General features: G+C 57.1%; 20 protein-coding genes. 5 read left to right on the top strand and 15 right to left on the bottom strand.

Going from position 1 to position 20622, the window contains the following annotated elements; translation table 11 throughout:
- Positions 1-41 precede the first annotated feature (41 nt).
- Genes ACR0AP_RS04080 through ACR0AP_RS04060 form a run of 5 tightly spaced genes read right to left on the bottom strand, consistent with a single transcriptional unit; the run spans position 42 to position 4190 of the window.
- Entirely contained in the window at positions 42-662 is a 621-nt protein-coding gene (locus ACR0AP_RS04080) for an ImuA family protein (protein WP_480505451.1), read from the bottom strand.
- A 48-nt stretch (positions 663-710) separates the two neighbouring features.
- Positions 711-1292 (bottom strand): retropepsin-like aspartic protease family protein, encoded by a 582-nt coding sequence (locus ACR0AP_RS04075; RefSeq protein WP_480481265.1) that lies wholly within the window; start codon positions 1290-1292, stop codon positions 711-713.
- A gap of 41 nt (positions 1293-1333) precedes the next feature.
- Complete coding sequence (locus tag ACR0AP_RS04070; RefSeq protein WP_480481263.1) at positions 1334-1954, bottom strand: MarC family protein; 621 nt, start codon at positions 1952-1954, stop codon at positions 1334-1336.
- Positions 1951-2343 carry an ACT domain-containing protein gene (locus tag ACR0AP_RS04065; RefSeq protein ID WP_480505449.1) on the bottom strand — a complete coding sequence of 131 codons (393 nt, stop codon included), beginning with the start codon at positions 2341-2343 and terminating at the stop codon, positions 1951-1953. The genes ACR0AP_RS04070 and ACR0AP_RS04065 overlap by 4 nt, the downstream gene beginning before the upstream one ends.
- Positions 2340-4190, bottom strand: coding sequence for an ABC-F family ATP-binding cassette domain-containing protein (locus tag ACR0AP_RS04060; RefSeq protein WP_480505447.1), 1851 nt, complete (start codon positions 4188-4190; stop codon positions 2340-2342). Before ACR0AP_RS04060 ends, ACR0AP_RS04065 begins: the two co-directional genes overlap by 4 nt.
- A gap of 107 nt (positions 4191-4297) precedes the next feature.
- On the opposite strand from ACR0AP_RS04060, the gene ACR0AP_RS04055 reads away from it, so the two are divergent.
- The gene (locus ACR0AP_RS04055; RefSeq protein WP_480505445.1) at positions 4298-5500 is read left to right on the top strand and encodes a multidrug effflux MFS transporter; all 1203 of its coding nucleotides are present in this window, start codon (positions 4298-4300) and stop codon (positions 5498-5500) included.
- 115 nt (positions 5501-5615) lie between these two features.
- The gene (gene ndk, locus ACR0AP_RS04050; RefSeq protein WP_480505443.1) at positions 5616-6038 is read left to right on the top strand and encodes a nucleoside-diphosphate kinase; all 423 of its coding nucleotides are present in this window, start codon (positions 5616-5618) and stop codon (positions 6036-6038) included.
- A gap of 59 nt (positions 6039-6097) precedes the next feature.
- Here ndk and ACR0AP_RS04045 read toward each other — a convergent pair whose 3' ends face one another.
- Positions 6098-6445, bottom strand: coding sequence for a TfoX/Sxy family protein (locus tag ACR0AP_RS04045; protein ID WP_209504134.1), 348 nt, complete (start codon positions 6443-6445; stop codon positions 6098-6100).
- A 213-nt stretch (positions 6446-6658) separates the two neighbouring features.
- Here ACR0AP_RS04045 and ACR0AP_RS04040 point away from each other — a divergent pair, with 213 nt between their 5' ends.
- From ACR0AP_RS04040 to ACR0AP_RS04030, 3 genes are read left to right on the top strand one after another with little or no spacing between them, the layout of a single operon-like run.
- Positions 6659-8179, top strand: a complete 1521-nt coding sequence (locus tag ACR0AP_RS04040) for a CHAD domain-containing protein (RefSeq protein ID WP_480505441.1) — start codon at positions 6659-6661, stop codon at positions 8177-8179.
- A gap of 3 nt (positions 8180-8182) precedes the next feature.
- A complete protein-coding gene (locus ACR0AP_RS04035; RefSeq protein ID WP_480505439.1) occupies positions 8183-8575 on the top strand; it encodes an AAA family ATPase in 393 nt (130 codons plus the stop codon).
- Positions 8559-9026, top strand: a complete 468-nt coding sequence (locus ACR0AP_RS04030) for a CYTH domain-containing protein (protein WP_209504132.1) — start codon at positions 8559-8561, stop codon at positions 9024-9026. Before ACR0AP_RS04035 ends, ACR0AP_RS04030 begins: the two co-directional genes overlap by 17 nt.
- Here ACR0AP_RS04030 and ACR0AP_RS04025 read toward each other — a convergent pair.
- The 9 genes from ACR0AP_RS04025 to ACR0AP_RS03985 all read right to left on the bottom strand — a co-directional run bounded on the left by ACR0AP_RS04025 (position 9023) and on the right by ACR0AP_RS03985 (position 20567).
- The gene (locus ACR0AP_RS04025) at positions 9023-10393 is read right to left on the bottom strand and encodes a sensor histidine kinase (protein WP_480505436.1); all 1371 of its coding nucleotides are present in this window, start codon (positions 10391-10393) and stop codon (positions 9023-9025) included. The genes ACR0AP_RS04030 and ACR0AP_RS04025 overlap by 4 nt on opposite strands.
- Complete coding sequence (locus ACR0AP_RS04020; RefSeq protein WP_480505434.1) at positions 10386-11066, bottom strand: response regulator transcription factor; 681 nt, start codon at positions 11064-11066, stop codon at positions 10386-10388. The genes ACR0AP_RS04025 and ACR0AP_RS04020 overlap by 8 nt, the downstream gene beginning before the upstream one ends.
- A gap of 180 nt (positions 11067-11246) precedes the next feature.
- Positions 11247-12683 (bottom strand): Do family serine endopeptidase, encoded by a 1437-nt coding sequence (locus ACR0AP_RS04015; protein WP_480505432.1) that lies wholly within the window; start codon positions 12681-12683, stop codon positions 11247-11249.
- Positions 12684-13432: 749 nt separating this feature from the next.
- Positions 13433-14032 carry a nucleotidyltransferase family protein gene (locus ACR0AP_RS04010; RefSeq protein ID WP_480505431.1) on the bottom strand — a complete coding sequence of 200 codons (600 nt, stop codon included), beginning with the start codon at positions 14030-14032 and terminating at the stop codon, positions 13433-13435.
- A 31-nt stretch (positions 14033-14063) separates the two neighbouring features.
- Entirely contained in the window at positions 14064-16481 is a 2418-nt protein-coding gene (locus ACR0AP_RS04005) for a GcvT family protein (RefSeq protein WP_480505429.1), read from the bottom strand.
- 96 nt (positions 16482-16577) lie between these two features.
- The gene (locus tag ACR0AP_RS04000) at positions 16578-17885 is read right to left on the bottom strand and encodes an HlyC/CorC family transporter (RefSeq protein WP_480505427.1); all 1308 of its coding nucleotides are present in this window, start codon (positions 17883-17885) and stop codon (positions 16578-16580) included.
- A gap of 63 nt (positions 17886-17948) precedes the next feature.
- Positions 17949-18905, bottom strand: a complete 957-nt coding sequence (locus ACR0AP_RS03995) for a site-specific tyrosine recombinase XerD (RefSeq protein ID WP_480505425.1) — start codon at positions 18903-18905, stop codon at positions 17949-17951.
- 2 nt (positions 18906-18907) lie between these two features.
- Positions 18908-20428: a hypothetical protein gene (locus ACR0AP_RS03990; protein WP_480505423.1), complete on the bottom strand. Its 1521-nt coding sequence runs from the start codon at positions 20426-20428 to the stop codon at positions 18908-18910.
- The gene (locus ACR0AP_RS03985; RefSeq protein WP_209504123.1) at positions 20418-20567 is read right to left on the bottom strand and encodes a hypothetical protein; all 150 of its coding nucleotides are present in this window, start codon (positions 20565-20567) and stop codon (positions 20418-20420) included. Before ACR0AP_RS03985 ends, ACR0AP_RS03990 begins: the two co-directional genes overlap by 11 nt.
- Between the last annotated feature and the right edge of the window lie 55 nt (positions 20568-20622).

Raw genomic sequence — 20622 nt, 5'->3', positions numbered from 1 at the left:
CCGGAGTTTGGCGAGTCACATCTTGCGTGATCCTTGCGGCTTCACGTCAGAATGTCCTCTGTTTCAATGCGTTTCAGGTGCAGACCGGTGCGGGCAGCAGTCTGAGTGGCCTGCCAGCTGACCGGGGGCAGGGCGCGGGCGCGGCGGCGGGTCAGGGTCCAGTGCCTGGCATCCCCCTGATGGGCGGCGGCCATGTGCCAGCGTGTCTCAACCCCTTGTGCGCCGCCCTCACCGGGCGTCAGCAGCAAGCCAAGCGGGGCTTGGCCCATCGTGCCGCCTTGTTCTGCGGCCAGATGCATCCGCCGCACCGGCGTCAGCCCCGGTGCGCCGGGCAGGTCGCCTATGATCAGCGGGATGGCCCCGCTGCGCAGCGCCTCTTCAATACACCATAGCAGATCTTCGGCGCGGGTGGGGTGGACGAACAGAAAACGCGCCGGATCAGCAAAGGCCATAATTCCGTCAGGGTTCAGTTGAGCGGGCTCCCACGCGGGGGAAATCCACAGCACGGGACCCTGTGTCTGACCGGCCAGCCAGATGGCAAAGCTGCGTCGGGCGGGGCCGCAAGCCTCGTGCACGCGACCCGGTTGCAGGGTGATCTGCGAATGGAGATTTATCCCCGGGATCTGACGTGCAGGTTTGGGACCAAGAAGCTGAGCAGACATGCCCGCAAGCTATCATGTTCCACTTTTGTTCTCAAGAGGTGAGGAGCATCAACGGGACAGGATCAGCTTGCCATCCGCAAACTGAATGCTTGAAAAACGGTGCAGATATTCCATCCCCAAAAGAGACTTATCCAGTTCGCCCTCGTTGACCCAGGCCGAAACGTTCTGATCCGTAATGGGTCCTATCGTCAGGGTCTCAAGCCGCACCGGCGCGGTACGCACCTCACCGTTTGCAGTCAAGGCGCGCCCGAAATAGTTCAGCTGATCGGGATCAATGCCTGCCCGTTTGGCATCCCGCGCGTTCAACACGATCTGGCTGGCACCGGTGTCGACAAGAAAGGTGATCAGCTCACCATTCACCAGAACCGGAAGGTAATAATGGCCATCATAAGCGCGGGGAACCTCAACCGAGTTACCGGTGACACTCATCTGCGGCGCGGGAGCGACCGAGGAACGAATATCCTCCCACAGACCGACCAGTGCAATGACCCCGACAAAAATGAACACCCATGCCATGACCTGCTGAAACGTCTTGCCAAGCGACTGCCGATTATGCGTGACAAACCACATCAGCAGCGCCGCCCCCAGCAGGGCCAGATAGATCAGGCGTCCAATATCGAAACTGTCCATGCGGTTCCCGGAAATCCCCTTAACCTTGTTAATATGGGGGCTTAAGATGCGAATCCAAAGGCCTTGAGGCCATCAAGAATAAACTGAACAGATAATGCAGCCAGCAGCATCCCAAGAAGCCGGGTCAACACGTTCAGCCCGGTTTTCCCCAAAAGCCGTGCCACGGCCCCGGATGTAAGATACATCACAAAAACCATTGCCAGAACGACCAGCATAACGCCGATGACAACCGCCAGACCCTGAATGCCGGGATGTTGACCGGCCAGCAGGATCATGGTGGCAATCGCACCGGGTCCTGCAATCAGTGGGATGCCCAGCGGAAACACCGACGGGTCCGGATGTTCTTCTTCTTCGGCACTGTTTTCACGACGTTTGGTCCGGCGTTCAAACAGCATGTCGAGCGCGGTCAGAAACAGAAGAACACCTCCCGCAACGCGAAACGCCTCCATCGAGATGCCGACAAAACCCAGCAACGCTTCGCCAAAGGCCGCGAACATGGCCAGAATGCCGCCTGCCGTCAGGCATGCGCGTATCGCGACAGAGCGGCGCGTGTGCCAATCCATGTTCTGGGTCAGGGCCACAAAAATCGGCGTTTGCGCCGGTGGATCAAGAACCACGAAAAGCGTTGTGAACGCAGTGATCAGAAATGCGGTGTCAATCACTCTTTGCTACTCTGTTGCAGATGTTTCAAAATTTTTAGGGCGTCTTCGGCCCGTCCGGAGGGAACATAAACATGATCGTGGTGATAGCCCGCAACCATGTTCGCCGGAATTCCGGCCTGTGCCAACACCTCTGAGACCGCAGCGGTCAGACCCACGCCTTCGAGCGAGGAGTGCACTTGAAGCGTGATACAACGCATAGCAACCGCCTCTTTTGGTGCGCAATGGAACGGAACGATTAAAGACAGACCTTCGGCCTCGACATAACTGGCGCGTGTCCCGTCGGGCCAGTCCATATCTTCGGGCCAGACCACAAATGCGAATTCGTCGGGTTGAATTTCGGGGTGCATTCCCGCGATCATCGCTTTGGTTTCAACAACGGGATCGCTCATACCGTTTCTGCCTGTTCCAGTCGCTCGGCAGCGGCGATCCAAAGCGCTTCTGCTTTTTGCATGGCCTCGACCACCTCGGCGAATTTGCGGTTCCAGGTTTCCAGATCGTTGATCTTGTCGTCCTCGTATAAAGCCGGGTCGGCCAGTTTTGCCGCGAGCTTGTCGTGCATCTCTGTCAGTTTCTCGACCCGGTCCTCGCATTTGCGCAGGTCCGCCCGCAGTGCCAGCATGGTATCGCGCGAGGTACGTTTGGGCTTCTCTGTTTGCGGCTTTTCTTTCACCGGCTTGTCACGCGCCAGCAAAAGGGCCCGGTAGGATTCAAGGTCACCGTCATAAGATTTGACCGTACCGTCCGAGACCAGCCACAACCGATCGGCAACAAGCGACAGAAGGTGCATGTCGTGGCTGACCAGCACGACAGCGCCGGAATAGGCGGTCAGTGCTTCGACCAGCGCCTCACGGCTTTCGATATCCAGATGGTTCGTCGGTTCATCGAGGATCAGCATATGCGGTGCGTCGATGGTGGCCAGCAGCAGCGACAGGCGTGCTTTTTGCCCACCCGACAGGCGGCCAACCTCGGTTTCCGCCTGAGCTGCGTTCAGGCCGAATCCCGCTAAACGCGAGCGCCACTTGCCAGGCGCCTCGTCCGGGCGCAGGCGGCGCAGGTGGTCCAGTGGCGTTTCGTTCACATAAAGCTCGTCCACCTGATGCTGAGCGAAATACCCGATGCGCAGCTTGTTGCTGCGGGTCATCTTGCCAGCCATCAGGGGCAGGCGGTCTGACAGAAGTTTGGACAGGGTAGATTTGCCCTGACCGTTCTTACCCAGCAGCGCGATGCGGTCATCCTGATCAATGCGCAGATTCAGGCGGCGCAGTACTTCGATCTCGCCATAGCCGGTGACACCACCTTCGATCTGGATGATCGGCGGCGACAGCTCCTCGGGTTCGGGGAAGGAAAACGCGCGCAGCGCGGCCTCTTGCGGGGTTGAGACCAACTGGATGCGTTCGATCATTTTCAGGCGCGATTGGGCCTGAACGGCCTTGGATGCCTTGTAGCGGAAGCGATCCACAAAGCTTTGCAGGTGTGCGATGCGGGCCTTGGCCTTGGCGTTTTCCGATTCCGCCTGCGCCAGACGTTCTGCCCGCCGTTCAGCGAATTTGTCATATGGCACCGCGTAATAGGTGAGCTTGCGATCCTCCAGATGCAGGATCGACCCTACGGCACGGTTCAACAGGCCCCGGTCATGGCTGATGATAATGACCGTGTGCGGATATTTCGCCAGATAGCTTTCCAGCCATAGCGCGCCTTCAAGGTCCAGATAGTTGGTCGGTTCGTCCAACAGCAACAAATCTGGTTGCGAGAATAAAACCGCCGCCAATGCCACTCGCATCCGCCAACCGCCCGAGAAATCCGAGCAGGGGCGCAATTGGTCCGCGTCGTCAAACCCCAACCCCTTGAGGATCGAGGCTGCGCGCGCCTCGGCTGACCAGGCGTCGATATCGGCTAGCCGGGTCTGAATTTCGGAAATTCGCGTGGGATCCGTTGCGTTGCCAGCCTCGGCCATCAAGGCGCTGCGTTCGGTATCAGCGGCCAGAACAGTGTCGATCAGCGAAACGTTGGACGAGGGGACCTCTTGCGCGACCCCGCCAATGCGGGCGCGCTTGGGGACCGAAATATTGCCCGATTCCAGCGCCAGCTCCCCGCGGATCAGGCGAAAAAGCGTGGTCTTTCCCGTGCCATTCCGGCCCACAAGGCCAACCTTGTGACCGTCTGGTATGGTTGCGCTGGCGCCATCAAACAATGGGCGGCCTTCAACGGCATAGGTGATGTCTTCGATCCGTAACATGGGGCGCTCTTAGCAGAGGTGTGATGCCGCCGCCAGCGGCTTGGCGTTTTCAAGCGTCAAGCAATGTGTTAGCGCTGTCTCGTTTGCTTATTGAAGCGGTTTTCCACATGCGCGCGGCCCGGACGCCTCCATCCCTGATCACGTTGATCTTTGCCACGGCGCTGTCGGTGCTGACGCTCAACATGTTCCTGCCGTCGCTCGCGCATATGAGCGAAGATTTCGCCGTGGATTACGGCCTAATGAACCTGTCGGTCGCGGGGTATCTGGCGATTTCGGCAGTGTTGCAATTGATCATGGGCCCGTTATCGGATCGCTTTGGGCGCAGGCCTATCCTTTTGATTTGTATGTCAATATTTTCCCTCGCGTCGATCGGATGCACACTGGCCGGATCGATCTGGGTTTTTCTTGGCTTCCGCCTGCTTCAGGCTGCTGTCGTCGCGGGCTCGGTCCTGTCCAGTGCGTCGATCAGAGACCGTTACGCACCAAATGAGGCGGCAAGCAAACTCGGTTACGTCGCGATGGCTATGGCTTTGGCCCCGATGCTTGGGCCGATGTTGGGTGGGGTGCTGGATATGCTTTTCGGCTGGCGTTCGGGGTTTGTCCTGTACTCGTTGCTCGGGGCAGGGTTGCTGGTGCTGCTTTGGTTCGACATGGGCGAGACCAACACGAACCGCTCGTCCACATTTGGTGCCCAACTGCGCGAGTATCCACATCTGTTCCGTGCCCGCAGGTTCTGGGGCTATGCCTTATGCGCAGCGTTTTCGATTGGGGGGTTCTACAGCTTTATCACCGGTGCGCCGCTGGTTGCTGCAGCGTGGTTCGACCTGAGCCCAGCAACGCTGGGGCTGGGGATTGGCATCATCACCGGCGGGTTCATGGTTGGCAATTTTGTTACCGGTCGGATTGCCGCCCGGACGCGTCTGACGACGATGATCTTGTCAGGGAGGATCGTGGCCTCGACCGGGCCGTTTTGCGGATTGATGCTGTTTCTCGCCAATCAAGGATCGGTCTGGGTCTTCTTCGGCTCGGCAATCTGTGTCGGCTTTGGCAATGGTTTGACCAATGCCAATGCCGCGGCTGGTGTAATGTCGGTACGCCCCGGGCTGGCAGGTAGCGCAGCAGGGCTGTCGGGGGCGATGATCGTGGCTTTGGGCGCTGTCCTGACCTCAATGACCGGCGCATTCGTCAGCCCCGAAAACGGGCCGTATCTGGTACTGGGCATGATGTGGGCCTGTAGCTTTGCTGGCTTGCTGGCGGTGCTTTACATCCGTCGATTGGACCGCGTCGACCCTTTGCCAGAGACAATCTGAACTACAAAGCCACCGGCAAAGCATCATTACACTTTTCATGGACCAAAGACCGTGATACCCGGCGCGCGATGGATTTCGGCGCGGGTCCCGCGTCATATTATAAGGAGAGGCCGACATGGCACTGGAACGCACATTCTCGATCATCAAACCTGATGCAACCCGCCGCAACCTGACCGGCAAGATCAACGCCAAGTTCGAAGAAGCTGGCCTGCGCATTGTGGCGCAAAAGCGCATTCACATGACCAAAGCTCAGGCTGGCAAATTCTATGACGTTCATGCCGAGCGTCCGTTCTATGACGAACTGTGCGAATTCATGTCGTCGGCTCCGGTTGTTGTTCAGGTTCTGGAAGGCGAAGGCGCCATTGCAAAGAACCGTGAAGTCATGGGCGCAACCAACCCTGCAGACGCAGCGCCGGGCACCATCCGCGCCGAGTTTGCGGAATCGGTCGGTGAAAACTCGGTCCACGGTTCGGACGCTCCGGAAACCGCAGCAGTTGAAATCGCATATTTCTTCTCGGGTATTGACCTGGTCGGCTAAGCCACAGCCATTGCTGACAAATAGGGGCCGCATCCTTGGTTGGGTGCGGCTTTGTTCGTTCAGACCTGCTTTAGGTCCTTTGGTGCAACACGAACCCCGATGGCGTCCAGATCTGCAATCATCTGGTTTTCCGGAGCCGCCCCGTTACCGGCTTTGATTGCGTCGAACCTTTCGCGCAGGGCTTTTTTCTCGTCACCCTTGCAGTCGTTCCACGGGCGGCCCTGCAATCCCATCACCAGAACATAATATCCGATGAAATGCGCCCTGGTGCCTGCCCGCAACAGGCGGGCGTAGGCTTCGTCCGGCCCTAGTTCTCGCAGCGCTTCAGCCGAATGGATACCAGCGCGTGCGCAAGCCTGTTCAAAGGCCGGGCCAAGGTTTCGGATCGAAGATACTGGTTCGCTCATAGCTGTTTCTTACTTCGGCACCCGGGGCCTGTCACCCCGTGAATATACTCGCTCGCAGTCATAATGGCTTGATGTCCTTTCGGGTTCCGCCGAGATTGAACAAGAAAACCCAGAATGGCGTTGGGGCAGCCCGCCAAACAAAGGGGCGGGCGCGCAAATGACCGTTGAGAAACCCGTAAACGGGTTTCTGAAATTGAACTGGAAAGGCGTATCATGACCAGATCGTCAGGCGATCAGTTCATTTTCCCAGCGAGGATTGACGAAACGGCTCTGGCAAATGCCATTGCCGGGTTTTCCCAAGAAGTTTCACCCGGTAGCCCCGTCAAAGCTTTCGCATTGCTCGATTGTCACGATCAGTCATTGCGCGCCTCGGGTCGTGCTTTGATCGATACCGGCGGGGTGTTGCACCTGCTGCGGAAGGATCACGGACCTTTGTCTCAGCAATACTCGGGGCATCTGCGATTTGTGCGGGACTTGTCAGAAGGGCCGGTTCAAAAGGCGCTGAGCGACTTTCCTGAACTGCGGGCGCTGACGCGGATCGGTGTTGGAGAGATCAGGGTTCAGACCTTTGCCGTACTAGATGACCTGCAAAAGACAAAAGTCAGGGGAACTTTAACGTACATGTCGACGCCATCAGGGCAGGCGACCATTGTACGAATTCAGAAGTTGCGTGGGTACAAGAAGGCTTATCAGTTGGTCTGTTCCTCTATCGCCAGCATTACGGGCAGTGTTCATGATATTGAAACGCTCTATTCCAGCCTGATTCCAGACATGGTTCCCTATCAGGCCAAGCCTGAAATAAAGTTTGGTCAAGCGGATCCTTCCATCGAAGTCGCTGCGAAAATCATTCAAACATATCTGCGGGTTACGCGGCAAAACGAAGAGGGTGTGATCGCTGACATCGACACCGAGTTTTTGCACGATTACCGAGTATCGTTGCGCAAGATCAGGTCGGTGATCAGCCTGTTCAAGGGCGTGTTGTCCGAGTCTCAGACGACCGAGCTGAAGCGGGTCTTTTCCGACCTCATGACCCGTACCGGACCTCTGCGCGATTTGGATGTCTATCTTCTGGAAAAAGACAAGTATTTCAATCTTATCCCGCCGAACCTTCACGTGGGATTGTCCGAGATGTTTGATCAGGTGCAAACGGAACGTGCACAAGAGCAACTGCGCCTGTCACGCTGGTTGCACAGCGCCGACTACACGACGACCATGACCGACCTGACCGCACTGTTTGCAAGTCCGGACCACTTGGACCTTGGACCAAACGCGCATCGCGGCACGTATGACTATGCCTGCGCGCTGATCTGGAAGCGCTATCGCAAGGTGTGCAAACTGGCGCGCGGTATTACTGTCAGTACGCCAGACAAGACGGTGCATGACCTTCGCATTGAATGCAAAAAGCTTAGATACCTGATGGAGTTGTTTGACCCTCTATTCGATTGGAATGGTTTGAGAATGATCCTTAAGCCGTTGAAAAAACTCCAGGATAGTCTTGGCTTGTTAAACGACTATTCTGTTCAGCAAGATGCGTTGCTGACCTTTGTAGCGTCGCGCGCCGATACGCAAGGCCGCGTGGATGCGCAGATCGGTTTGTCCGTGGGCGGGCTAATCGCTGTGCTTGATCAACGCAAGAAGACCGAACGAATGCGTGTTGTCGCAAGTTTTCATCAGTTCGACGGGCAAGACGAACGACACATGTTCCGCAGCCAGTTTCACCACAAAGAGGAGTAAGGAATGAAGATCATTGCCTGTTACAGCAACAAGGGCGGTGTCGGAGAAACCGCGACTTCGGTGAACCGGGATTATGCCTATGCACAGACTGGTCAAAGGATATTGTTATGCGATCTCGATCATCAGGGTGCGTCTGGGTTCTGTTTTCGAGCCGCCGATGAGATCGTTGTTCCCGTCAGTCGCACAACCTTGACCGAGCGGTCATTTGGTCAACTGGATGGCTTCTTCAACAAACGTGAGCTGCGCCAGAAAAGTTGCGAACGTTCTTTTCGATGGTGCAGCATCGGGTCTCTGTCGGCACTTACGCAGATCGCGGCGCGGTTGGTACGGCATATCGGGTGCTGTTTGATAAGCTGGAAGATTGAGCGGGGGTACCCTTATGAGCAGGGAAATTGAGCGCAAGTTTCTGGTGGCAAGGATGCCGGACCTGAGCCGCGCGGAAAAAGCAGAGGTGCGTCAGGGGTACCTCACCGCGCCGGAGGACTCGACCGAATTGCGCTTAAGGCAAAAGAACGATGTGTTTTTCCTGACCTTAAAAGGAGGCGGTGATCTTGTACGTGTTGAGCGTGAGACAGAGATAACCCGGGACCAGTTTGAAACCTTCTGGCCGGAAACTCGAGGACGCCGGATCGAGAAGGTACGTTACACGGATCAAATGCCGGACGGCCACCAGTTCGAGCTGGATGTTTTCTCAGGCGGCCTGGAACCCCTGTGTTTGGTTGAAGTTGAATTCCATACCAGTGAAGCCGCAAATGCCTATGTCCCACCGGATTGGTTCGGTGCGGATGTCACCGAGGATAAACGTTATAAAAACATGATATTGGCGGTAAACGGACTGCCGGGTTAACTCTGAATTGCTAGATTGATCGTGGTTTCCAAACCTGGGTTGCAGTTTCGGGCTGCGAATGTCCCGCCATGCATATGAGAAATCGCGGCAACCAGCGCGAGCCCCAATCCCGCATTGCGTTCCGTGCGCGCCGGATCAAGCGTGACGAATGGAAGCTGAAGGCGATCCAACTCTCCGGGCGGAACACCCGGACCACGGTCCCGAACCCGCAATTGGGCTAATCCGTCCTCGGTACCGATTGAGATCGTGATTGTGGTATCTGCCGGTGCGTAGCGCATAGCGTTTTCCAGCAGATTGGAAAGAGCCTGCGAGAGGAGGGGCCGGTGCCCCTGAATTGCGGGGGCAGAGCCTATAACCTCAAGACGGACGTCCTGATCCGCGGCCACCGGATCATAAAGCTCCACGACATCGCCAACCAGTTGCTGCAAGTCAATGTCTTCGAATTGCTCGCGCCCCAGACCGGCCTCGGCCCGCGATATCTCGGTAAGCTGCCCCAAGACCCGCAAAACATGGTCGATTTCTCCCGTTGCCCGCGCAATGTCGATCTCGCGGTCCAGATCGCTTTTGCCGGGCTCGGAAAGGGATTCGACCCGTTGGCGAAGGCGGGACAGAGGAGAGCGCAAATCATGTGCGATAGAGTTCGAGGTGGTGCGCAGATTACTGACCAGCTCTTCGATCCTGTCGAGCATGTTGTTCAAAGTGCCAGAAACCTGATCGAACTCGTCCCCGGTTCCGCGCAGGGGCATCCTTTTGGAAAGATCGCCGGAAACGATGTTTTCGGCTGTGCTTGCGATGTCCGACAGGCGTGAAAACACCAGACGTGTGAACAGCCAGCCGGTGATCACGCTCAGGACAAATGCAATTGCCAGTGCCAGTGCCAGCGAACGGAACAGCACGCGGTCGAATTGTTGACGGGCCGCCGCATCCCGGCCCACCAAAAGGCGTTCGCCACCGGGCAGGCGGATCGATGCCGCCGAGATAGGCACCAGTTGGTCATTGTCAGCTCTGCGCAACTCAAGGTCGACCCAGCCGCTTCCGGCGGTCACATTGACCGGCCAGGTTTTCAGGTTACCCACAAGCTTGACGCCTTGCCGATCCGCCAGAAGATACAGCGCGTCTCGGTCGGGCGCGCTTGGAAGACGACGCTCGATCGCTGTGATCAGCCCGATCAGCCCGCGCCGTTCATATTCATCTGCAAGCCCGGTCAGTTCGGCGGACACGACTGATCGGGTCTCGGATTCGATGCTTCTGTTGGCTGTCACATAGACCAATGCCAACACGGACGCGGTCAGGAACGTGCTTAGCACCATGCTGGCGGCGACAAGTCTTGTTCGTGAATTATTAAGGGAAAGCCGAAGGTTATCCATCGGACATCATGTAACCCGCACCGCGAACAGTTTCAATCAAAGGTATGTCTCCGCCTTCATCCAACTGGCGGCGCAGCTTTGAGATGTGAACATCCACAACGTTGGTGTTCGGGTCGAAATGATAATCCCAGACGCCTTCAAGCAGCATGGTACGCGACACAACACGGTTCTTACGGCGCAGAAAGAATTCAAGGATCTGGAATTCACGAGGTGTCAGCGTAATCTCATGGCCGTCCCGCGTAACCTTGCGGGTCAGAAGATCCATTTCAAGATCCTTGCAGGTCAGAGTCGGCGTTTCCTCGGATTCTTGCGGACGTCGTAACAGGGCTTCGATCCGTGCATGAAGTTCCTGAAATGAGAAGGGCTTGACCAGATAATCGTCGGCGCCTGACCGCAATCCTTTGACGCGCTCGTCTACTGCGCTCATGGCCGTCAACATCAAGACAGGTGTTTTCAACCCTGCTGCACGCAGGGATTTGATCAGCGACAGCCCGTCCAGACCGGGAAGCATCCTGTCCAGAACAATGGCGTCAAACCCGCCATCCGTGGCGTGGTACAATCCTTCGCGGCCATCAGCAGCCGTTTCGACCACATAGCCCTCTTCGCCAAACCCTTTGGCAATGAAATCCCTGGTGTCAGTGTCATCTTCGACGATCAACAGACGGCGGCTCATGATGTGGTTCCTTTCCCTAAGGATTTAAACACAAAATTCAAACAAAGCATATGGTTTGCTGACGATCTTGCCGGGTGCTGGGCACGCACCCGGCAAGCCCGACGGACAGCGGACAACTCAGTTCCGTCGGGTGAGGCGCGCGCCGGTTCTCCCCATCAAGCGGCGCGCGCATGGTATTGATCAGACCAGTTCGACGGCAACGAAGATCTGGCTGCCAGCCCGGTTGATCAGCACCAGTGCCGGGTCTGTTTTTTCGCTGTCCAGTGCCGCCTTCAGCGCTTCGGGTGTGAACGTGTCCTGATTGCCCAGTTTGACGATCACGTCACCGCGTTGCAGACCCGCCCGAGCCGCAGGGCTGTCCGGTTGCAGGTCTGTGACGACGACACCTTCGACGGCTTTGGCGATACCTGTCTCGGCTCGCATCGTTTCGGTCAGCGGGGCCACGGTGACACCAAGCGACGTGCCCGCCGCTTCGGATTCGACAGGGGTATCGGACTGAGCCAACGCTGCCTGATGCTGGCCAACGGTCAAAGTGACCGTTTCCTGTTTGCCATCGCGCAGAATGGTCAGATTACTTGCGGTGCCGACCTTGGTTGTGCCCACCAGAATGGGCAAGTCACCACTGGAGTCTACGGCTTCGCCGTTGAAGGACAGGATAACATCGCCTTGCTCCAGAACGCCATCTGCAGGGCTGTCAGCGACAACATCTGCCACCAGTGCACCCGAGGAGGCATCAATTCCCAGTGCCGCCGCAAGCTGCGGGCTGATATTCTGGATAGATACACCCAGCCATCCACGGCTGACCTGCCCGTCGTCCTGCAGATCGACCGCAATATGTTCAACGATGTTCGAGGTTACAGCAAATCCCAATCCGACAGATCCGCCACTGGGGGAATATATGGCCGAGTTCACGCCAACCACTTCGCCGTCCATGTTGAAAAGCGGGCCACCAGAGTTGCCCTTGTTGATGGCGGCGTCCGTTTGAATGAACTCGGCATAAGGCCCGTCCGAGATATTGCGCCCTTTGGCCGATACAATGCCGGTGGTAACTGTCGAGCTCAAACCAAACGGGTTGCCGATCGCAACGACATCTTCGCCAACGCGGATTGCATCGCTGTCACCCAGTTCGACAGCTTGCAGACCCGGGCCTGCATCGATCTTCAAGACTGCGATGTCTGTCAGCGGGTCGGTGCCAACTACCTCGGCCTCAAATGTCCGGTCATCACTTAGGCGAACGATTACAGTCGCGGCATTGTCCACCACATGGTGATTGGTGACGATATAACCGGCTTCATCCAGTACAAACCCTGACCCGAGCCCTTGTGCCGGCCCGCGTTGAGGCATGTTGAACCCTTCAGGCCCACCAAAGCGCTTGAAGAATTCCCCAAACGGATGACCGTCGAAATCAAAATTCTGCCCCTGTGCGGGGCTTGGGGCGGCCTTTTGTTCGGCAATGATGGTTACAACCGACGGGGAAACGGTTTCGACAAGATCGGCAAGCGCCTCATCCGCCATCGAAGGTAAAGCGGTTGTGGCCAGCATGGCTGCGCCCAATGCGCTGACCCCCATCCAGTTGGATGTGCGGGGAAGTAAAAGCGAAGATTTTCGGATGCTCATTTCTGTCTCCTGGTTTGATCACGCAATTTCCGTTGCGCGTTGAGACATGAGATGCACTGGCAGGATTGGGGTTTCCTGACTGATCAATTAAAAAATCTTAATTTTGCCACAAAGCGGGTGTTTTGTGGCGAAGGACGTTGATCAGGATTCGCTTATTTAACCGGGTAGGTCGAAGGCGAATCGGAGGATTGTTGCCAAAACAGACGTCAAACTTTCAAAAAAGTTGAATTTTCATTGTTTTGTTGACAATGCTTTCACTGAACAGTGGGGAAAAATGCTGCTCTTCCAATGGTTGTGGGCGAGTCCGGGAGTCATCGGACTTGACGCTGTAACTTTGCTGACAGGCAGCTGAATGGGTGCATAAGTTTGCGCTTAATCCCGAATCGTTGATATGCGCACCGGACTTGGATCGCCTATAGGTTGAACAAGCCCTGGGGCTATGTTGCCTAAAAGCCAAATCGAGGTGCGCGAAATTAACCTATTCTTCCAATTTTACGTTGTTTCTAAGGATCGGATAAGTGAGGATGAAATTGCCCAAGTGAGGGGAAGCCAAAAGCGCTAGGGGGCGCTGGCGGCTAACTCAGTTACCGGAAGTTTTAGCGGCGTGTTAACGAGGGGGTCTTGTTTAGGTTTAGCTGCTAGGGAACCAGAGTGTCTTTAAGACCTATTGGTCAAACTTTTGGAATTGTAGAAAGTGGTAGTCCTGTATTGGGCACCGGCCCGGTCGATATCGACCGGGCCGTGTTTATTCAAGAAGTACACTTTTTGCGCCAGGCGTCCCAATCTTCCGGTGTATCCAGATCTAAAACCGCGTTTTGACCGGGCAGGGGTTGCAGGAATACGCCGCACTGTTGCGAGCGAACCACCGCCTGCGCGCCGTGATCACCGTGTAATGCCGAAAGCTGAGTGAAAAGCGTCCGATCGAAGATCACCGGGTGCCCGGGCTTTCCATCTGCGGTTGTTCCGCGCCAGATTACATTGTCGGGATGTAATTGACGTGCATTCAAGATCGTTCTCAGATCAGCCTGGGTCAGGTCAGGTAAGTCGGCCAGCAAGACCATGACTGCGGGTGCGTCTACAGGAAGGTATTCTATGGCGGTGCGCAAACTGGCGTTCATTCCCTCTGCCGCGTCCGGGACCGGAACGGTCTGAACATCCAGTCCCGCAAGTGCGTCATATCTTGGGTGTGGACGCGGTGGCAGGGCGACAAGGACAGGCGCCACACCACGCGCAAGGGTCGCCGTACGGGTCAGCAGTGGAATGCCGTCGATTTGCTGCAAAAGCTTGTCCAACCCGCCCATACGACTGGATTGACCGGCGGCAAGCAGGATGATTGGGATTTCGGTCATTGTGCCTCACTGCCGTCAGTCATGTGTGCTGTCATCCCCTCATGCGTGTGCCATCTGAGTCAAACAAAGGTGTCGAGATAACCTTCGCTTTGCGCATCTGCCCCAGAATCTCGATTTCAACCTCCAGACCATCTTCTATGCGCCCGGACGGAAGAAAGCCCATGGCGACGGATTTTTGCGCAAAATGAGAGTAGCCGCCCGAGGTACAGAACCCGACAACCGAACCATCCAGCCAGATCGGTTCATAGGCGTTGACGTCTGCATCGTATGTTTCAACTTCGAAGGCTGCCAGCTGGCGGGTGGTTCCGTTGGCCCGTTCTGCTTCCGCTGTATCGCGGCCGATGAAACGGGTGCTTTTGTTGAAAGCAATGAACCGGTCCAACCCCGTTTCTGCGGCGGTGTAATCTGGCGAATATTCCCGCATCCATGAGCCAAAGAACTTGTCTAGCCGCAGGCTCATCATTGCGCGCATTCCGAACGGAACAATGCCATGGGGTTGTCCGGCCTCCCACAGCGTCCACCAAAGCTGACGCTGCGCTAAGGGGTCGCAATAGATTTCGTAACCAAGATCACCCGTATAGCTGACACGCTGAACGATACAGTCGGTCATGCCGACAGTCATCCGGCGCACGTTCAGGAAGTTGAAATCGGCCAAGTCGTCTCGGGTGCAGGCTGCCAGAACCTGCGTTGCCTTCGGGCCGGCAATCTGGAAGCCGTTCAACCGGTCGCTGACGTTTTCAATCCTCACGCCGTCCTGAGCGTTTTGCTGGAACCACCGCATGTGGAAGGCCTGACTGCCATAAGACGCCGTAAGCTGGAAGTCGGTGTCAGTCAGGCAGGAAACGGTGAAATCACCGATTAGCTTGCCCTTGTGCGACAGCATCGGGGTCAAAGACAGCCGACCGGGTTTCGGAATGCGGCCAGCCATGATCCGGTCCAGCCAGTTCCGAGCATCGGGTCCGGTGATGCGGTATTTGCCGAAATTGTGGACTTCGTTGATACCCACAGCTTCACGCACCGCCCGCACTTCGCGCCTTGTCGCCGTGAACGCGTTCGAGCGGCGGAAGGATGGCGTTTCAAACCCCGGCTCATCTTCCTGAGCAAAATAGTTTGGGACCTCAAGGCCGTATTGCTGCCCCCAGACCGCGCCCAGCTCGCTGAAGATGTCATACATTGGTGTTGTGCGGTTGGGGCGCGCGGCAGGCAGTTCTTCGTTCGGATAGGCGACACTGAAGCGTTTCTGATAATTCTCGATGACTTTGGGGCGGGTGTAACCTGGGCTGATCCAGTCTCCGAAGCGGGCAACATCCATGGCAAACACATCGCGCTCGGGCTCGCCTTCGATCATCCACTGCGCCAGCGTCAGGCCAACGCCGCCACCCTGACTGAACCCGGCCATGACACCGCAGGCCGACCAGTAGTTGCGCATTCCGGGTACAGGGCCGACCAGCGGGTTGCCATCAGGGGCAAAGGTAAACGGCCCATGGATCACCGATTTTATCCCAGCCTCAGCCAGCACAGGAAAGCGGCGATACGCGAATTCGATACTGTCGGTGATCTTGTCATAGTCATCGGGCAGCAACTCGTGCCCGAAATCCCACGGGGTGCCGTCTACTGCCCAGGGCTTGCAGGTCTGTTCGTAGAACCCGATGCACAGGCCACGCCCTTCCTGCCTTAAATAGCTTTCACCTGCCGGATCCATGACATGCGGATGCTCGCCACCCGCATCGATAATTGCTTCGATCTGTGGGATCGCGTCGGTGACAAGATATTGATGCTCCATCGGGTGCAGGGGAAAATAGACACCGGCCATGGCGCCAACTTCACGTGCCCAAAGCCCGCCTGCATTAACAATGTGTTCGGCATGGATTGTGCCCTTGTCGGTGACGACATCCCAGCTTCCATCGGGGCGCTGGTTGGTTTCACGCACCATACAATGGGTTTCAATTGTGGCACCGCCCATTCGCGCGGCCTTGGCATAGGCATGGGTGGTGCCTGAGGGGTCCAAATGTCCATCCAGCGGATCATAAAGAGCACCGATAATTCCGTCGATATTTGTAATGGGCGCGATCTTTTTGATTTCTTCCGGGCCGACGATTTCTGTTTCAAGCCCCATGAACCGATGCTTGGCGCGTTCCGCCAGCAGCATATCAAACCGGTCCTGATTGTCGGCAAGTGTCACACCGCCCACGTGGTGCAGGCCACAGGACATGCCGGTGATCTGTTCCAGTTCTTTATACAGCCTGATCGTGTATCCCTGTAGCGCCGCCATGTTGGTGTCGCCGTTGAGGGTGTGAAACCCGCCTGCCGCATGCCAGGTCGATCCGCTGGTCAGTTCGGACCGTTCCAGCAACATGACGTCCGACCACCCGAGCTTGGTCAGGTGATAAAGAACCGAACATCCGACCACACCGCCACCAATGACGACCACCTGGCATGTGTTTTTCATCCGCTCCTCCTTTTCTGGTAGGACGGTGCAGATCAATGGCAAAGCATTCTGTCAAACGAGCGACAGAGCGCGTCGTTTTTGTCTAGCGTCCAAACCCTATAAGGGCCGCACTTTCAGGGCTGTGATACGATTGCCTTCGCGTGCTGTAACCTCGAACCGGAAGCCATGGAACGAGAACACTTGCCCAACAACCGGGATCATCTGGGCTTCGTGGATGACCAGACCAGCAAGAGTGTTGGCTTCTTCATCCGGTAGCGACCAGTCCAGCGCACGATTGACATCGCGAATGGTCATAGCACCTTCGACAAGGAATTGGCCATCATCCGTCCGCACGACCGGCACCTCTTCGGCGATATCGAACTCATCGGCGATTTCGCCCACGATTTCTTCCAGAATATCCTCAAGCGTGATCAGTCCACGCAATGAGCCGTATTCGTCCACCACCAGCGCAAAGTGACCGTGCATTCGCAGAAACTCGCGCATCTGGTCATCCAGAGTTGTGGTCTCCGGAACGAAATAGGGGGCATTTGCGACCTTGCCGATGTCGAAGCTGGCCAGCCGGTCGGTGCCGCCATCGCTGCTGCCAGCCTGTGCATACATCGCGCGGAACAAGTCCTTGGCGTGAACAACGCCAACTATGTTCTCCTGCTCGTCCCTGAAAACAGGCAGACGAGTGTGAGGGCTTTCAAGGCATTGCCTTAGGATAGCTTCGGGTGGGGCGTTCGCATCGATCATTTCGATGTTGGAACGGTGGAGCATGATCTCTTCCACCGTGCGGTCGCCCAGATCCAGCGCGCCGAGGATGCGGTCGCGATCTTCCTTTTCAACCACCCCTTCGGAATGGCCCAGTTGCAGAGCGCCTGCGATTTCTTCGCGCACGGCCAGAATGTTGCTGTCAGGATCGATCTGAACTCCGAACAGGCGCAATACGCCACGCACCAACAATCGAACGGCCGCGACGACAGGTGAAAACACCGTCACTACCACGCTGATGATCGGTGCAACGGCCGCAGCGGCCTTTTCGGAATTGGTGATGGCGTAGGTTTTGGGCAGCACTTCGGCAAAGATCAGCACCAGAAAGGTCATGACCAGGGTCGCCAATGCCACGCCGCTTTCGCCAAAAAGACGTGTGAACAACGCTGTCGCCAGCGACGCGGCCAGAATGTTGACGAGGTTGTTGCCCAGCAGAACCGACCCGATCAGACGTTCGTTGTCGTCGGTGATTTCCAGAGCCTTTTTGGCCCCGCGCGATCCCTTGTCGGCCTGAGCGCGCAGTTTCCCCCTAGATGAGGCGGTCAGCGCCGTTTCCGAGCCCGAGAAAAATCCGGACAGGATAAGCAGGAACAGGATAGCGCCGGTCGTAAACCAGAATGCGCCGTCGATCATAGAAGGTAAGGGTTCCATTGGTCCTTGATAGGTTTGTGTACTGCATCCGTTATGGGGACGTCGCCCCGCTGGATCAAGGTCTTAGCCCTTGTCTCCATTGCGGTCTTTGCTCAGCGGGTGATGTTGCAACACCAGTTCCGCCAGACGTTCATCCAGAACATGCGTATAGATTTCTGTCGTCGCTACGTCTGCATGGCCCAATAACGTCTGGATCGATCTCAGATCAGCGCCGTTGGCCAGCAGATGCGTTGCGAATGCATGGCGCAGCGTGTGTGGTGTGACTTTTTCAGAAGAAACACCGCCGCGCACAGCCAGCTCTTTCACCAGCAAAAAGAACCTGTGCCGTGTCAGATGACCGGACTTTCCGCGTGATGGGAACAGAAAGCGCGAGCGCTGAGCGCCTTTTTCCGCGGCCAGGTCCTCGGCCTCGTCCCGCGCGGTCAGCCACGCGGCCAAAGCATCCCGGGCCGGCGGCGACAGGGGGACCATTCGCTCCTTACCCCCTTTTCCCAGCACCAGTAGCATCCGGGGGTCGCCACGGGCCGAGGAGACGGGCAGGGAGACAAGTTCAGTCACCCGCATTCCGGTGGCGTACAAAACCTCCATCAGGCAGGTGTTTCTTAGCCTGTCAGATTCGGTTCTCCCGGTTTTTCGGGCAGCCTCCAGCAAACGATCAACTTCGGGCACATCCAGCGTCTTGGGCAGCCGTTTCTGCCGGCCGGGACCTTTGATCTGAATGGCAGGATTGGTCGCGCGCCAGCCTTCCTCGAAGGCAAACCGGTACAGCTGTTTGATAGCAGACAAACGCCGCGCGCGGGTCGAACGTGACAAGCCCTGTGCATCGCAGTCGATCAGGTAGGCTTCGATCAGGTCGCGATCTGCCTGATCAAATCCGGATTTCTTGCGGTCCAGCCATTCGGCAAAATCTTTCAGGTCGCGCCCATAGGCCAGCAGCGTATTGGTAGCCGCGCCAAGCTCTGCCGCCTGCGCCTGCAAGAACGTTGAAATCCACAGGGCATCTGATGCCGGAGAGCCCATGATCAACGCTTTTGCAGGATCAAAAGGGACAGGGCCGCACGTCGCGCGGTGTCTTCCAACCCAACGCGCCGGAATGTTGCAATCGCCGCTGTCAGGTCCACCAGATTGCCCCGTGCGCCATGTGCAAACAGTTGCATGGCTTCAATAATGGCTTCGCCCAATTGACCGTTGGCCAGCAGCGCATCAATGTCGCCCGGCACAGGCGCTGCCCATTCAAACCCCTGAGCGACAGCATCAGCCAAAGGGGACGGGGACACCGCGCGCCCGGGGTCACCTTGTGCCAAAGCGGCAAGAAATCGGGTTTCGTTGGATGTGTCGGGCGCTGCCAAGGCGGCCTGTTCGTAAAGCCCCGACAGCATCAGAATACGCCAGCGCAGGATTTCGGTGGTGGCAACCGGCAATGTGACAGACGACAAGCGCTCGGCGAACAGTTCGGCAAACGGAACCTCAAGCCCGACACCGCGCATCTGTTGCCAGACCGGTTGCAAAGTCTTTCCGATCGCTTCCGCGTTCCCGGTGTCTAACGCGCTTTCAAAACGCTGAACGGCGGCCACCCGATCCCAGACAGCACCTGAGGCTGCCGGATCACGCTCGGTATAAAGGCCCAGCAGCTGATTGGGGGTTAATGCGCCAATACGGGTAAGCCGTTCCGCTGCTTCGATCTGTGCCTTCCAACCCGCGACATCGCGCAGATCCGCATTGGCAAACGCCCGTGGCAGCGGAGCGGAGGGAAGCCGTTCGCCAATTGCCTCAAACAAACGGAACGTCAGGGGATCAGGGTTTTCCGGCTGCGGCAGGTAAGCTGCGCCTTCATACAGTTCCGGGCTGAGGAAACGGTCCAGAACCGCCAGATCCTCTGGTGGAAGGATTTCAAGCGCATGTGCTGCCTCAAGTGTCAGCGCGGCTGAAACCCAATCCCCGCGGCGGGCCTTGCAGAAGATCTGAGCCGCATAGTCCCGCGAAAGATGCGGTTCAGCAATAAGGGCGGTACAACTGCGATCCTCATCCCCGGTCAAGAGCGTCGCATCGAACCAGCGTTTGAAACGGTCCTGCGTGTCAGTGGGCCCGGCCAATTGAACAAGCGACTGCGCCGGATCAGCAGCGCCCAGTTGCATCAATCGGTCCAGCCGTGCCAGCAAAAGGATTTCTTCAGCCAGAGGCCCTGACGGCGCGCGGGTTTCAGACAAGAGCAGCGTGAACAACAATCGCTGCATGGCCGGGTTGTCACGCACGTGGACGTCGGCGATCAGTTCGGCCAGGCGATCCGCATCGCTGCCCTGCCAAAGGTCGACGGGCAGACCGGTGACAGAGGACGAAACAAGGCCCAGCGGCTGCGACAGTGCCTCAAGCGAAGTCACCTCAATTTCCGGCAATGCGCCATCTTGCGTAACCGGTGGTTCCAGCAGAACGGTTCCCGGCAGGTTTTCCGGCGGGTCTGTCAGCCATTCGATGGCGGATAAAGGTTCCTGCGCATGTGCCGACCCGGCCAGTGTGATTGCCAAAAGCAGTTGCTTAGTTGACATCCAGTGCAACCGGCTCGCGAATTTCACTTTGAGGCGCAGAGAAATCCGCACCAAAGAATGGACCGACATAGGCATAGGCGACCAGCCCGATGAATGCCAGGCACAGAACATATATCAGGAATTTGATCAGACGGCTCATGGCGTCACGCTGCCTCAATTTTTGATTTTGACCAAGTTATAACTGGCATTTTTCC

Source organism: Ruegeria sp. AF7 (genome assembly GCF_056541885.1).
Note: the sequence above shows the minus strand (reverse complement) of the source record. Positions and strands in the feature narration are given on the sequence as shown.

Coding starts and splice junctions, on each gene's coding strand:
- ACR0AP_RS04080 (WP_480505451.1), bottom strand. CDS start 662: ATGTCTGCTCAGCTTCTTGGTCCCAAACCTGCACGTCAGATCCCGGGG.
- ACR0AP_RS04075 (WP_480481265.1), bottom strand. CDS start 1,292: ATGGACAGTTTCGATATTGGACGCCTGATCTATCTGGCCCTGCTGGGG.
- ACR0AP_RS04065 (WP_480505449.1), bottom strand. CDS start 2,343: ATGAGCGATCCCGTTGTTGAAACCAAAGCGATGATCGCGGGAATGCAC.
- ACR0AP_RS04060 (WP_480505447.1), bottom strand. CDS start 4,190: ATGTTACGGATCGAAGACATCACCTATGCCGTTGAAGGCCGCCCATTG.
- ACR0AP_RS04055 (WP_480505445.1), top strand. CDS start 4,298: ATGCGCGCGGCCCGGACGCCTCCATCCCTGATCACGTTGATCTTTGCC.
- ndk (WP_480505443.1), top strand. CDS start 5,616: ATGGCACTGGAACGCACATTCTCGATCATCAAACCTGATGCAACCCGC.
- ACR0AP_RS04045 (WP_209504134.1), bottom strand. CDS start 6,445: ATGAGCGAACCAGTATCTTCGATCCGAAACCTTGGCCCGGCCTTTGAA.
- ACR0AP_RS04040 (WP_480505441.1), top strand. CDS start 6,659: ATGACCAGATCGTCAGGCGATCAGTTCATTTTCCCAGCGAGGATTGAC.
- ACR0AP_RS04035 (WP_480505439.1), top strand. CDS start 8,183: ATGAAGATCATTGCCTGTTACAGCAACAAGGGCGGTGTCGGAGAAACC.
- ACR0AP_RS04030 (WP_209504132.1), top strand. CDS start 8,559: ATGAGCAGGGAAATTGAGCGCAAGTTTCTGGTGGCAAGGATGCCGGAC.
- ACR0AP_RS04025 (WP_480505436.1), bottom strand. CDS start 10,393: ATGGATAACCTTCGGCTTTCCCTTAATAATTCACGAACAAGACTTGTC.
- ACR0AP_RS04020 (WP_480505434.1), bottom strand. CDS start 11,066: ATGAGCCGCCGTCTGTTGATCGTCGAAGATGACACTGACACCAGGGAT.
- ACR0AP_RS04015 (WP_480505432.1), bottom strand. CDS start 12,683: ATGAGCATCCGAAAATCTTCGCTTTTACTTCCCCGCACATCCAACTGG.
- ACR0AP_RS04010 (WP_480505431.1), bottom strand. CDS start 14,032: ATGACCGAAATCCCAATCATCCTGCTTGCCGCCGGTCAATCCAGTCGT.
- ACR0AP_RS04005 (WP_480505429.1), bottom strand. CDS start 16,481: ATGAAAAACACATGCCAGGTGGTCGTCATTGGTGGCGGTGTGGTCGGA.
- ACR0AP_RS04000 (WP_480505427.1), bottom strand. CDS start 17,885: ATGGAACCCTTACCTTCTATGATCGACGGCGCATTCTGGTTTACGACC.
- ACR0AP_RS03995 (WP_480505425.1), bottom strand. CDS start 18,905: ATGGGCTCTCCGGCATCAGATGCCCTGTGGATTTCAACGTTCTTGCAG.
- ACR0AP_RS03990 (WP_480505423.1), bottom strand. CDS start 20,428: ATGTCAACTAAGCAACTGCTTTTGGCAATCACACTGGCCGGGTCGGCA.
- ACR0AP_RS03985 (WP_209504123.1), bottom strand. CDS start 20,567: ATGAGCCGTCTGATCAAATTCCTGATATATGTTCTGTGCCTGGCATTC.